The organism is Chryseobacterium lineare (genome assembly GCF_977014045.1).
Map to the genome: position 1 here is coordinate 2,296,433 of NZ_CDRNIQ010000001.1, position 12,118 is coordinate 2,308,550.

A 12,118-nucleotide genomic window follows, 5' to 3' on the forward strand; every position below is an offset into this window, starting at 1 on the left:
GGAAAGCAGGTTCCCGGCTCCTTGAAATTTAAATTGCAGTGATTTAAAAATAGTAATGCGGCTTTAATTATTTTCTGTTTTTGGATTTCAGCGTAATAAGTTTATATTTGCAAAAATTTTGGTTTCCAATCATTTGGAATGAAAAGGGAATCGGGCGAAAATCCCGGACTGTCCCCGCAACTGTAAATCGCATTAAAGATTTCTACGACAAACCACTGTGAAAACGGGAAGGTGTAGAAAAGCGAAAGTCAGGAGACCTGCCAGAATTGTAACTAAATACATTGCTTTCGGAGGAAAAGTAAAATAGAATGGATATAAAAAAATCTTTATTACTGATTTTTTCGGCTTATGGTTGCTTTCTTTCCGCGCAGGAGAAAGCTATTGACACGGTTTATGTTTTTGATAACCAAATAAGTAAGGTGAAACTTTTTCATAAAGTGAATACCATCAGTCCTGAAGATGCTCAGAAAAATTCAACTAACCTTTCCGAAACCTTACGTTTCCAGTCTCAAGTCTATATCAAAGAAAACGGACGTGGCGCAGCTTCATCGCCTTCTTTCAGGGGAACGACAGCTCAGCAGACCGCTTTTGTATGGAATGGCATCAATATCAACTCACAGTTTTTAGGACAGGGAGATGTGAACAATATTCCTTTTATGGGATTTGACCAGCTTGATGTAAAGTCCGGAAGTGTAGGGGTTGTCTACGGCAGCGGAGCAATTGGAGGAACGGTACACCTTAACAACAGCTTAGATTTTAATAAGGGTTTTCATGCATCCCTATTTTCTGAGGCTGCATCGTTTAGCACTTATAATAATTTTGCAAAAGCTTCATTTTCAAATGATAAATTCAGCTTTAAATTTTCGGGAAATTATTCGGAGAGCGAAAATGATTATAAAGTAGAAGAATCACGAAACTATATCAACAGAAACGGACAATATTCCAACACGAATTTCAATATTGCGGCAGCTTACAAAATTGCTCCCCATCATCAGCTATCCTGGATCACTGAATTCTTTAACGGCAATCAGCATTTTCCTGTATTTCTTGACGACTATACCAAAACAAAATATGAAACCCAAAATGTGAGAAGCCTACTTGTATGGGACTGGAATACTTCTAAAATGAGTAATGTTTTCCGTGCAGCTTACACTGAGGAAAACTTCCAGTATTTTGACCATATTGACTATCCTAAAAGCAGTGGCGGAACAGGAAAAAATTATATTCTCAAAAATGATTTTAATTATTTCCTGACCTCAAAATGGAATATTAATGTCATCGGAGAATTTCAGGTGAATAAAGCAGAAGGATACATGAGCGGCATTAAAGGTGTCAGCAGAAATGTTGGTTCTTTAGCCGGATTGCTAAGGTATTTTGCGACAAAAGATTTACGTTTTGAAGCAGGAATTAAAAAAGATTTTGTTGAAGATTACAGTTCGCCGGTTTTACTTTCATTTTCAGGAAACTGGAATGTTGCAACCTGGTACAATCTTAATCTGAATATAGCCAAGAATTTCAGATATCCATCATTTAATGACCTTTACTGGCAGCCGGGAGGAAATATTGATCTGAAACCTGAAACAGCTTATCAGTTTGACCTCAAAAACCAATTTAAAATTGCAGGAGCAAAACTTACGCTAACGCCATACTACATTAGGATCACCGACATGATTACCTGGCTGCCAAGCAATATGGGATATTATTCTCCTGTAAATACCTATAAAGTGCAATCATATGGCTTGGATTCTCAAATCGAATATGAGAAGAAATTCGGGAAGCATGTTTTAAAAACAAATTTGGGATATTCTTACACAAAATCAATCAATCTTTTGACGGAAAAGCAATTGATGTATGTTCCGCTTCATAAGTTTTTCGGGAATATTGACTATCGTTATTCGTTCATGAAAATCTATGTTCAGGGGATGTACAATGGCCTTACGTATGCCGATACCGAAGAAAAGAGAAGTTCTGCGCTGGAACCGTATTTTGTGATGAACGCAGGTGTATCGGGGACTTTTCTTAAAAATTATACTATCGGCGGTAAGGTGAATAATATTTTTAACGAAATCTATCAGACAACGGCATTTTACCCACTGCCTAAAAGAAACTACAGTATCTATTTGAATATTAATTTTTAAATAAAAATAAATGAAAATCAGAAAAATTTTATCTCTTGCATTTGCTTCAGCATTGTTGTTCAACATTGCCTGTAGCGATGACGAATTTGTGATGGAAGCACCACAGGTAGATTATGCAAACGGTATCATCATTTCCAATGAAGGAGGGTTCTCAACACCGACTTCTGACGTTTCGTATGTAAGCAACGATTTAGGAATTTTGCAAAACGGAATCTACGCTGCAAATAATAACAACGAAATTTTAGGGAGTGTTTTGCAAACAATTGGCTTCAGAGGAGAGTATGCTTATTTAGTGATGAATACCCCTAACAAAATTGAAATTGTAAACAAACATACTTTCAGAAAACAGGCTACCGTTACATCAAACCTTGACAACCCGAGATACATCGCGTATTCAGGAAATCAATATTTTGTGACAAACAACAATTTTTCAACGGTAAAAAAACTGAATGTTTATAATGCCAACGACAATTCATTTGTAAAAAGCATAAACTTCGACAGATATGCCGAAAAAGTAGTTGAAGCCGGGGGAAATATCGTAGTACAGACAGATGGTATTTATTATGATTCAGCACCTCCTTATGCAAGTCATCCAACAGGAAATACGATCACGATCGTGAATCCGGCAACAAATACCGTTTCTAAAACAGTAGATTTACCAAACACAGGTGCAATCATTAAAGATCTTGTATCTTATAATGGGTTTGCTTATGCACTTACTTCCAACGACACCAATTCTTATATCTATAAAATCAATCCTACAACAGGATCTTTTGACACGGTTACTCTAACGGCTATCCCACAGGTACAGAAGCTGAAAATAGATTCTGACAAATTCTATTTTGTGAACGACAGTAAAGTATATTCTATGAATATCAGCTCTACAACAGTTCCTACGACTCCACTTGTTACCTTAACAGGAGTTACCAATCTGTACGGATTCAATGTAATCGACGGAAGATTATATGTAGCGGATGCAAAAACATTCACTTCAGACAGCAAAGTATCCGTTTACAACGCGAACAACGGTTCTCTGTTATCATCATTCAATACAGGAATCGCAACAAACGGATTTTATAAAAATTAATATTACGCTTTATTGCGAATAGAAATTTATTTTTTCATCATTTGTGTTTTTTTCCGGGCGGTTTCTTCGAAACCGCCCGGATTTTATTTAAACAAAAAAAGCAACAGACTGAAAATCTATTGCTTTATACGATCTATATTGATATAATTTTATGCTAAGGTTAATCCTAATTTTTCGGCCTCTGCAATCACAAAACTTCTGGCCTGCTCACTGTCATTGGCAATTTCACCTTCAAGGATGGCTTCTTTTACTTTTTCCTTTAAAATTCCTATTTCACGACCGGGTTTCAGATTAAACATAGACATAATCTCTTCACCGGAAATTGGCGGCTGAAAATTCCTTACCTGATCTTTTTCTTCAACTTCCTTTATTTTCACCGCAACATATTCAAAATTTTTCTTGAATTTCTCCTGCTTTTTGGAATTCTTTGTCGTGATATCGGCTTTACAGAGTGTAAAAAGATCTTCCATATCTTCACCGGCATCAAAAAGCAGTCTCCGCAATGCAGAATCAGAGGCATCATCGGTGATGAGTGCAATTGGACGAGACGAAAGTTTTACCATTTTCTGAACATATTTCATATCCGGTCCTAAAGGTAATTTCAACCGCTGAAACAAAGTTTTCACCATCTTAGAACCTAAAAATTCATGTCCGTGGAAAGTCCAGCCTGTGCCTTCCACAAATTTTTTGGTAGGCGCTTTTCCGATATCATGAAGTAATGCAGCCCAACGCAACCATAAATTGTCTGTGTTTTCCGAAATATTGTCTACCACTTCCAGGGTATGATAAAAATTATCTTTATGCGTTTGTCCTTCAACTTCTTCTACTCCTTTCAGATCAATCAATTCGGGAATGATCAATTTCATTAAACCTGTCTGCTCCATTAATTTTAAGCCAAGCGAAGGCTTTTCGGAAAGCATGATTTTATTAAATTCGACCATTACTCTTTCCCTGGAAACAATTTTTATTCTTTCCGCTTCCTGCCTGATCGCTTCCAAAGATTGTTCTTCAATCTGAAACTGTAAGGTCGACGCAAAACGAATCGCTCTCATCATTCGCAAAGGATCGTCTGAATACGTTTGTGACGGTTCCAAGGGTGTTCTTAAGATCCCTTTTTCCAGATCATCAACACCATTAAAAGGATCGATCAGCTCACCAAAATTATCTTTATTAAGGGAAATTGCCATGGCATTGATCGTAAAATCCCTTCTCTTCTGGTCATCTTCAATCGTTCCACCTTCTACTTCCGGTTTGCGGCTGTTTTCGGTATAGCTTTCTTTTCTGGCACCAACGAATTCAAGTTCAAGGTCTTTGTATTTAATCATTGCCGTTCCGTACGTTTTGAAAACAGAAACTTTCATCCTGGGATCAATTTCTTTTCCTACGCTTTGGGCAAGTTCAATTCCGCTTTGTTCAGTTACAAAATCAATATCTGTAGAAGCTTTTCTTTTCATCAGTAAATCACGGACATAACCACCAACGATATACACTGACTGGCCATTACTTTCCGCGACTTCAGAAATTATTTTAAAAAGTTTAAGGTTTTTATTTTGATTAAGATTGATATTCATTTTAAATATGTCAAAATTCAGAATCTGCAAAGATAAGCGTATCATCCTTTTGTTCTATAATTAATTTTCTATGTTTTTGGCCCCATGTCACGATAGATTCTATCAGAGGTTCTAAAGATTTGCCATGTTCTGAAAGCATATAATAAGAAGTTCCGTCAAGCTCTTTTTTAGTAATCAGTAGGTTTTGCTCTAAAAATTTGAGTTCCCTGATCAGAGTTCTTGCAGTAATATGTTGAAGATCTCTTTGTAATTCATTAAATCGCTTTTCTTTATCGCACAAGCTGGCAAGAATAGCACTTTTCCATCTTCCACCGATAATATAAATAACGTCATTAACGTCTCTAAGCCGCAGTTGTTTTTGTTTATTTTTCATCATCCTGTTTTTGGTATCCTGAAAGATACTTATATTTTCGCCAAAGATATTATAGGAAATTGGATTTTTATTTAATTTTACCAAAACATTTATGATGAAAAACAAATTACATTTACATCAAAGCATTCCCTTATCGGTAAAAATATTCTCGTGGATTCTAATTGTAGCGGGAATATTTTTCTTTTATGTTTTCACCTTCAATCCCGGATTATCTTTTCCCGGAGCAAGCATCACAGATTATTCGTCACAGCTTGGATTTAGCAGCGCAGGAGTAAGAGTGTTAGGCGGCGTTGCCGCTTTATTGATTTCCGTAATTTTTAATAAACCTCAATGGCTTTTTATTACCCTGATTTCAAGACTGGTAATAGAAACCGGAGATATTATTGTTAATGTAGTCACAAACGGAACCATGACCAACACCATTATGATCGGAGTTATAGCGATTCTTGAACTTTGGGCCGTTATAAAGCTGTACAGAATTATTAAGACTTAGTTTCAGAAATCATCTAAAAATTATTCTCTAAGAACCTTTATCCTATTATCACTCCAGATTTTGATTACTGAAGATCCCGAATATTTAGAGACTTTTTCTCTGTCTTCTTCCACGGCATAATCTACCAGATTGATAATTTCAGGAGAAATATCAGAGAATTTCAAAGGACTTTTTTCACCACTGAAATTGGCTGAAGTTGAAACCAAAGGCTTATTGAGTTTTGTAATTAATTTTTTACAGAAATCATTTTTCACCAAACGGATTCCGATACTTCCGTCTTCGGCAAGAAGTTCTTTGGGCAGCCCTTTAGGATTTTCATAAACAATAGTCACCGGTTTTTCACTCAAATCGATGATTTCCCAAGCCATTTCCGGAACGTCAACCAAATCCTGTAACCTCTTTTCAGATTCTACCAAAATGATCATAGATTTGTTCTTTTCCCGTTTTTTGATGTCGAAAATTTTATTAATTGCTTCTATATTGGTGGCATCACATCCAATTCCCCAGATCGTATCTGTAGGATATAAAATGGTGCCGCCGGATTTTAATATTTGTATGATGTTTTCCATAATTCAGTAGGGGAGGGCTTTAGCCCGTCTTCAAAGATAAAAATTCAATTGGCTTTAGCCAAAGCTTATTTAAAATTAAATTTATCCAAAAACATCTGATATTCTTCTGCAAATGTTTTCTTTTTATGATGAGTTTCCTGATTTTTAATATAATTTCTAACCGCTTCAATCATAGATTCTGAAACAGAAACTGCAAAATATTCATCCTGCCACGCAAATTTTTCTTTTGTCAATTGATTCTTATTAATCCAAAAGGATGATTCTCCTTTTACCATCTGAATAACTTTTTCTATACTTTGTCCCGAGCTTAAAGAAATTAAGCAGTGACAATGATCAGAGTAACCATTTACCATATCTATATAAATTCCTTTTTCTGAAGCATTTTCTTTGATATGTTTCCAGACTTTAATTCTTAACGCTGAAGTATTTAAATAGTGAATTCTATTTCTTGTAGAGAAAACTAAGTGAATATAAATTTTAATATAAGACATTTGTGTTGTTTGTCCAAAAATATAAATTTATTTTAGATTTTGGCTAAAGCCGATTGAATTCTATTGAATAGAAAACGGGCTAAAGCCCGTCCCTATTGATATTTGTAAAATTATTTTTTAACTCTCAAATAAATTGAAGAAAATATCAAAAACAGAATTGAAGCCAGCCATAAAAAATATCCGATTTCCAGGCTATAAATAGTAGCTTTTCTTCCACTTCTTAAAAAAGAAGCAGGCTATTGATACGAAAAACCAAATATTCGCTGACCAAATAAAACATTCCAAGATTCCGCCACCTAGAAAACTTATAGCCCCAATTAGTAAAAGCTCAAAAGAACTATAATCTCTAATTCCTCTTGACTCTATAACTGTAAAAGCCGTAAAGAAGAGAGAGACTATAAAAGTTAACAGGCTTATGAGAGTTAAGATATTTTTTAGGGAATACTTCATAAACCGGGCAAATATCTTTCCTCAATAATATTCAAATGATGCACATTGTGTCCTACAATTAATTTCCCGATAATTTCTACTGAAATTTCATTTCCGTTGGCTGTTCCGGTATTCTTTAAAGCTGAAGGATTCAAGGTTTCCAGCAGTATCTGTGACGATTTTCTTACGGATTGATATTCTTCTATCAGAGAATTCAGTCTTCTTTCATTAGCATAAGAATTTTTGGCGTAGTTTTCCTCGTTAAAACCGGGAAGTTCATTTTTGTCGCCTCTTGCGAAAGCCAGGATTCTGTATTGAAAAACCCTTTCGGTATCTGACAGGTGTAAAAGCAATTCTTTAAGTGTCCACTTTCCTTCTGCGTAGGCAAAAAGCGATTGTTCTTCCGAAAGTTTACTATAAATTCCAACTGTTTTCTCTTCTGTTCTTTTCAATTCTTCCAGCCAGTTTTCAGAAGGAATTAAATCTAAATATCGCTGTATGTATTTTTGAAATTCTGTCATAATTATAAGTTTAACAATGTGTCAGTCTAGCAATGTAACAATTATTGGTAAACTGCTACATTATTAAATTGTTACATTAATTATTGGTCCATTCATAGAAATTTACTTCGTCATAAATTTCAAATCCGCAGGACGGATATAATTGATTTCCGATATCATTCGATTTTCCGGTTTCCAGAAGAATTCCGCAGGCATCGGTAGATGCTGCCATTTTCTTAGCTTCTTCAATCAATTGTTTAGAATAACCGTTTCCACGGTGATTTTCATTAACATATAAATCATTCAGCAACCAGTAGCGTTTCATTCTTGTAGAGGAAAACAAAGGATATAATTGTACAAAACCGACTAATTCATCTTGATTTTCAGCAACAAAAATTTCGGAATCTTTATTTTCGATTCTTTCCGTTATGAATTTTTCGGCTGTAGGAATATCAGATTCTTTATGGTAAAATATTCTGTATTGATCAAACAGTTCAGACAATTGTCTCACATCCTGAATGGTTGCTTTTCTTATCATGATATTGGGTTTTAAAACTTTGACAAAGTTAAAAGCAGTGAAAATTTAACTTTGACAAAGCTGTGCAAGTCAGATTAAGAAAATGCTCTTTCCAGATCTGCGATCAGGTCTTCCGCATCTTCAATTCCTACGCTTAAACGAACTAAATCGTCTGTAATTCCCAATTCTGCACGTTTTTCTGCAGGGATGGAAGCGTGAGTCATCAAAGCCGGATGATTTGCCAAAGATTCCACTCCGCCTAAAGATTCAGCTAATGTGAATACTTTTACTTTTTCCAAAAATTTGATCGCATCTTCTTTTTTACCTGATTTGAAAGTGAAAGAAACCATTCCTCCGAAATCTTTCATCTGAGATTTTGCCAGCTCAAACTGAGGGTGAGATTCTAACCCAGGATAGATTACTTTGTCTACGGCAGGATGGGATTCAAGATATTTTGCCACGGCCATTCCGTTTTCAGAATGTCGCTGAACTCTTAATGCTAATGTTTTGATTCCTCTTAATACTAAATAAGAATCGTGAGGACCTAGAATTCCGCCGCTTGCAAACTGGATGAAATGAAGCTTATCTCCCAGTTCAGCATCTTTTGCCACTAAAGCACCGGCGATCACATCGGAGTGTCCTCCTAAATATTTTGTCGCAGAGTGCATCACAATATCAGCTCCCAGATCAATAGGTCTTTGAAGATAAGGGGTGGCAAATGTATTGTCTACGGCAACAAGAATATCTTTTCCTTTTGCCACTTCCACAACTGCCTTTATATCCACCAGTTTCATTAAAGGATTGGTCGGCGTTTCTACCCAGATCAGTTTCGTTTTATCAGTAATGACGTCAGCGATTTTAGAAACATCATCAAAATTCACGAAGGTAAATTTCAGCTGATACTTTTCAAAAAGTCGGGTAAACATTCTGTACGTTCCTCCGTAAAGATCATCTACCGCTACCACCTCATCACCGGGATTTAATAGTTTTAACACACAATCAATTGCCGCAAGACCTGACCCGAAAGCCAGTCCTCTTGCTCCGTTTTCTATGCTTGCCAGGGAATCTTCCAACGCCTGTCTGGTAGGGTTTGCTGCTCTGGAATATTCATATCCGGAGTGTACTCCCGGACTTTTCTGTGCAAATGTTGACGTTAAAAATACAGGAACATTTACAGAACCCGTCGCAGATTCGTGGTGTTGCCCACCGTGTATTACTTTTGTATTGAAATTCATAATCTTAATAATTTAACAATGTATCAATGTACCAGTTTACCAATAATTGTTACATTGCTAGACTGATACATTGTTATATTAATTCTTACATTTTTATCGCAGATTTTACGGCAAATTCTTCTGCCATTTCCTCCATCCACTGAGCTACATCTTCCTCGCCGGTTGCTCTCTGGTAGGTATTTCCCAGAGACACTAAAATCTGATGAATAAACATCTTCATCTGGTCTACGGGCATTTCTTTCGTCCAAAGGTCGATTCTCAATGCTTCCATATTCTTTTCATCCCAAACGGAAATCATCGTTGCCTTTGTTTCTTCCTTTTCTATTCCGCCATCCTGTGCATTCCAGGTGATATTTTCAGGGATGTGGTTTTCATCCAGTTCTACATCTATCGTAATCTGAGTTTTTCTCATAACTTCTATTTTTCTAAATTCTACTATTTCTTAGCTGTATTACAGCTTCATTTCTGATTTTTATTGATCTAATTTCGGCTTATATCCAGACTGGTTAAAAATCACCGTTGCATCCATATTCAGGAAATCCTGAAGTTTGGTTTCAGGTTTCTGCTTAAGGTATGCTTTACAGATCTGCCATCCCGTAAAAATTCCGATTTGTGGTGAAGACGAATTGTCGATTTCCGTATAAAACTTTGAAAAAGGTCCCGGAGCAATGAAACGGTCTTCAAGCCTGTGGTCATCGCCGAAAATAAGGTTATTCTCCACAAAATAATTCCAGATATTGGCTTCGTTGGATACTGCCCATTCGTATTGTTTCTGTGTATAATTCATTTTCAGATAATCCGGATACGTAGGCAAAAAAGCATCTTTCAGAATCATGATTTTACCGTTGAGAATGATCATATCGATAAACTTCTGATGATCCGGAGATTCTTTCACAAAACCTTCTGCATAGATCTGTGCAACTTTCGGAACAATATTATTCGGGTTCATGGATTTCTGGAAATACATTTCAAGCCCCTTATAATTAGCATTGCCTTCCCCCATAAAACCTGTTACATCTATGAACAGCAGATTCCCTTTAGCATCATAAAAAATAGGATCCTGCACCATCTGCAGGGCGGATGAAAAAAGATATACTTTCGGACTCTTGAATGACGGGAAATAATATTTAATGTGAGAGAAAAGATCCTGAAGATCTGCCTGAAGCTTCTTCTCGTCTATTTTACCGATGGCTTCCTTGTAGATCTTGATTTCCTCCTGATCTGCTCTGCGCTTTGAAAAGTCGGCATCACTCACCGTTCCCTGAAACCATGGAAACTCTGTTTTAAACTGATCCAAAGGAACATTTGCGTCATAAAATCTTTTAGAAATATCCGTGATCTCTACCTTTTCAGCAGGATTTTTCACTTCAACCTTCCATCTGTTTTCAGACTCTTTTTTACAGGAATTTAATCCTAAAACCAATACCAACGAAAGTGCTGCAATTCTGAAAATCTTCATACTTTTACATGAAATTAAGTGTACAAAAATAATGATTTAAACACAATTCAATGATGAAATTTAAAATAATATCCTCTTTGCTTCTCATTTCAACCTTCCCTTTTCTTCAGGCTCAAAAACTTATTTTTAAAGACAAAAACCTGGAAAAAGCGGTTCTGGAAAATTTTGATCTCAATAAAGACGGAAATATTACCCAACCTGAAGCTGACCGGATTGAAAATCTTTTCCTCGTAAGCAAAGGGATCACTGTTGCAGAAGATCTCCGCTATTTTAAAAATGCAAAAATGATCGTGCTGGACGGCAACAATATTCCTGATATCTTCGTCAGCAATATGGATCAACTTCAGCTGTTTTCCTGCACGGGATGTAACATATTAACCTTTAAAGCAGAACGCCTTATCAACCTTACTTCTCTATATCTTGATAACAACAGGATTGAAAATATTTCGCTGAAATCTACTCCTGCAATTAGTCAATTAACTGTATCTTTAAATAAAATTAAGGCTATTGATCTCAGCAGCCTTAAAAACATTAAAAATATAAACCTGGAACATAACCAGATCCAAAAGCTGGATATCTCACAGAATCTGAAGCTTCAGACTTTGAATATTAAAGGAAATCCTTTAAAGGAGTCCGAGGTCAGAAAAGGAGCTCAGGACGTAACCATTTTTGGATTTCATCAACAATAAAAGTATGCATCTGGAAACCGAAAGACTGATTCTCAGAAAATTTGAAGAAACTGATGGGGAACGTATGTTTCTTCTAGACTCGAACGCTGAAGTGATGAAATACATAGGAACGCCTCCCCTTTCTGACATCAGCGAATCCCAAAACGTTATCAGAATGATCGGGCAGCAATATGCAGACCATGGTGTCGGCAGACTTGCCGTGATCGAAAAGGAAAGCAACCTGCTCATCGGATGGAGCGGATTAAAGCTTCTGAACCAGGAAGTGAATGGTTACAATAATGTGTATGACCTCGGATATCGTTTTATCCCTGAATTTTGGGGAAAGGGCTATGCATTAGAATCTGCAAAAGCTTCTCTTGATTTCGGGTTTAATGGTTTAAAACTTGACATTATTTACGCTCACGCTCATTCTGAAAACCAAGCCTCCAATCATATTTTGAGAAAGCTGGGCTTCAGACAGACAGGAGAATTTACAGAACCCGACGGAATCTGCTTCTGGTACGAGCTGAATCATGAAAATTATCTTTAATAATTCTTTCAAAACATTTAATTTTGAAACTTCTTATC

General features: G+C 36.2%; 14 protein-coding genes and 1 riboswitch. Of the genes, 5 read left to right on the top strand and 9 right to left on the bottom strand.

Annotated features, from left to right (window positions below):
* Nucleotides 1-102: 102 nt before the first annotated feature.
* A riboswitch (cobalamin riboswitch) is annotated at nucleotides 103-279 on the top strand.
* Nucleotides 280-308: 29 nt separating this feature from the next.
* Nucleotides 309-2,138 (top strand): TonB-dependent receptor plug domain-containing protein, encoded by a 1,830-nt coding sequence (locus ACWNCI_RS10085; RefSeq protein WP_449388194.1) that lies wholly within the window; start codon nucleotides 309-311, stop codon nucleotides 2,136-2,138.
* Between the two features lie 10 nt (nucleotides 2,139-2,148).
* On the top strand, nucleotides 2,149-3,225 hold the full coding sequence (locus ACWNCI_RS10090) for a DUF6923 family protein (RefSeq protein ID WP_449388195.1): 1,077 nt from the start codon (nucleotides 2,149-2,151) through the stop codon (nucleotides 3,223-3,225).
* A gap of 149 nt (nucleotides 3,226-3,374) precedes the next feature.
* Here the strand turns inward: ACWNCI_RS10090 and ACWNCI_RS10095 are convergent, their stop codons facing one another.
* On the bottom strand, nucleotides 3,375-4,796 hold the full coding sequence (locus ACWNCI_RS10095) for a CCA tRNA nucleotidyltransferase (protein ID WP_449388196.1): 1,422 nt from the start codon (nucleotides 4,794-4,796) through the stop codon (nucleotides 3,375-3,377).
* A gap of 10 nt (nucleotides 4,797-4,806) precedes the next feature.
* On the bottom strand, nucleotides 4,807-5,253 hold the full coding sequence (locus ACWNCI_RS10100) for a winged helix-turn-helix transcriptional regulator (RefSeq protein WP_346984444.1): 447 nt from the start codon (nucleotides 5,251-5,253) through the stop codon (nucleotides 4,807-4,809).
* Nucleotides 5,254-5,263: 10 nt separating this feature from the next.
* Between ACWNCI_RS10100 and ACWNCI_RS10105 the strand changes: the two genes are divergently transcribed.
* A complete protein-coding gene (locus tag ACWNCI_RS10105; protein ID WP_449388197.1) occupies nucleotides 5,264-5,662 on the top strand; it encodes a hypothetical protein in 399 nt (132 codons plus the stop codon).
* 20 nt (nucleotides 5,663-5,682) lie between these two features.
* Here the strand turns inward: ACWNCI_RS10105 and ACWNCI_RS10110 are convergent, their stop codons facing one another.
* The 7 genes from ACWNCI_RS10110 to gldB form a co-directional block, all read right to left on the bottom strand.
* The gene (locus tag ACWNCI_RS10110; RefSeq protein ID WP_449388198.1) at nucleotides 5,683-6,231 is read right to left on the bottom strand and encodes an L-threonylcarbamoyladenylate synthase; all 549 of its coding nucleotides are present in this window, start codon (nucleotides 6,229-6,231) and stop codon (nucleotides 5,683-5,685) included.
* 65 nt (nucleotides 6,232-6,296) lie between these two features.
* The gene (gene tnpA, locus ACWNCI_RS10115; RefSeq protein ID WP_449388199.1) at nucleotides 6,297-6,722 is read right to left on the bottom strand and encodes an IS200/IS605 family transposase; all 426 of its coding nucleotides are present in this window, start codon (nucleotides 6,720-6,722) and stop codon (nucleotides 6,297-6,299) included.
* A gap of 446 nt (nucleotides 6,723-7,168) precedes the next feature.
* The gene (locus ACWNCI_RS10120; protein ID WP_449388200.1) at nucleotides 7,169-7,672 is read right to left on the bottom strand and encodes a DinB family protein; all 504 of its coding nucleotides are present in this window, start codon (nucleotides 7,670-7,672) and stop codon (nucleotides 7,169-7,171) included.
* Between the two features lie 76 nt (nucleotides 7,673-7,748).
* On the bottom strand, nucleotides 7,749-8,189 hold the full coding sequence (locus ACWNCI_RS10125) for a GNAT family N-acetyltransferase (protein ID WP_449388201.1): 441 nt from the start codon (nucleotides 8,187-8,189) through the stop codon (nucleotides 7,749-7,751).
* A 74-nt stretch (nucleotides 8,190-8,263) separates the two neighbouring features.
* Nucleotides 8,264-9,403, bottom strand: a complete 1,140-nt coding sequence (locus ACWNCI_RS10130) for a cystathionine gamma-synthase (protein ID WP_449388202.1) — start codon at nucleotides 9,401-9,403, stop codon at nucleotides 8,264-8,266.
* Nucleotides 9,404-9,488: 85 nt separating this feature from the next.
* On the bottom strand, nucleotides 9,489-9,815 hold the full coding sequence (gene gldC, locus ACWNCI_RS10135; RefSeq protein ID WP_449388203.1) for a gliding motility protein GldC: 327 nt from the start codon (nucleotides 9,813-9,815) through the stop codon (nucleotides 9,489-9,491).
* Nucleotides 9,816-9,875: 60 nt separating this feature from the next.
* A complete protein-coding gene (gene gldB, locus ACWNCI_RS10140) occupies nucleotides 9,876-10,862 on the bottom strand; it encodes a gliding motility lipoprotein GldB (RefSeq protein ID WP_449388204.1) in 987 nt (328 codons plus the stop codon).
* 50 nt (nucleotides 10,863-10,912) lie between these two features.
* On the opposite strand from gldB, the gene ACWNCI_RS10145 reads away from it, so the two are divergent.
* Nucleotides 10,913-11,551, top strand: a complete 639-nt coding sequence (locus ACWNCI_RS10145) for a leucine-rich repeat domain-containing protein (protein WP_449388205.1) — start codon at nucleotides 10,913-10,915, stop codon at nucleotides 11,549-11,551.
* Nucleotides 11,552-11,555: 4 nt separating this feature from the next.
* Nucleotides 11,556-12,080, top strand: a complete 525-nt coding sequence (locus ACWNCI_RS10150; RefSeq protein ID WP_449388206.1) for a GNAT family N-acetyltransferase — start codon at nucleotides 11,556-11,558, stop codon at nucleotides 12,078-12,080.
* Nucleotides 12,081-12,118 lie beyond the last annotated feature (38 nt).

Excerpts from the sequence above, each read along its gene's own strand:
- ACWNCI_RS10085 (WP_449388194.1), top strand. The coding sequence starts at position 309 with ATGGATATAAAAAAATCTTTATTACTGATTTTTTCGGCTTATGGTTGC.
- ACWNCI_RS10090 (WP_449388195.1), top strand. The coding sequence starts at position 2,149 with ATGAAAATCAGAAAAATTTTATCTCTTGCATTTGCTTCAGCATTGTTG.
- ACWNCI_RS10095 (WP_449388196.1), bottom strand. The coding sequence starts at position 4,796 with ATGAATATCAATCTTAATCAAAATAAAAACCTTAAACTTTTTAAAATA.
- ACWNCI_RS10105 (WP_449388197.1), top strand. The coding sequence starts at position 5,264 with ATGAAAAACAAATTACATTTACATCAAAGCATTCCCTTATCGGTAAAA.
- ACWNCI_RS10110 (WP_449388198.1), bottom strand. The coding sequence starts at position 6,231 with ATGGAAAACATCATACAAATATTAAAATCCGGCGGCACCATTTTATAT.
- tnpA (WP_449388199.1), bottom strand. The coding sequence starts at position 6,722 with ATGTCTTATATTAAAATTTATATTCACTTAGTTTTCTCTACAAGAAAT.
- ACWNCI_RS10120 (WP_449388200.1), bottom strand. The coding sequence starts at position 7,672 with ATGACAGAATTTCAAAAATACATACAGCGATATTTAGATTTAATTCCT.
- ACWNCI_RS10125 (WP_449388201.1), bottom strand. The coding sequence starts at position 8,189 with ATGATAAGAAAAGCAACCATTCAGGATGTGAGACAATTGTCTGAACTG.
- ACWNCI_RS10130 (WP_449388202.1), bottom strand. The coding sequence starts at position 9,403 with ATGAATTTCAATACAAAAGTAATACACGGTGGGCAACACCACGAATCT.
- gldC (WP_449388203.1), bottom strand. The coding sequence starts at position 9,815 with ATGAGAAAAACTCAGATTACGATAGATGTAGAACTGGATGAAAACCAC.
- gldB (WP_449388204.1), bottom strand. The coding sequence starts at position 10,862 with ATGAAGATTTTCAGAATTGCAGCACTTTCGTTGGTATTGGTTTTAGGA.
- ACWNCI_RS10145 (WP_449388205.1), top strand. The coding sequence starts at position 10,913 with ATGATGAAATTTAAAATAATATCCTCTTTGCTTCTCATTTCAACCTTC.
- ACWNCI_RS10150 (WP_449388206.1), top strand. The coding sequence starts at position 11,556 with ATGCATCTGGAAACCGAAAGACTGATTCTCAGAAAATTTGAAGAAACT.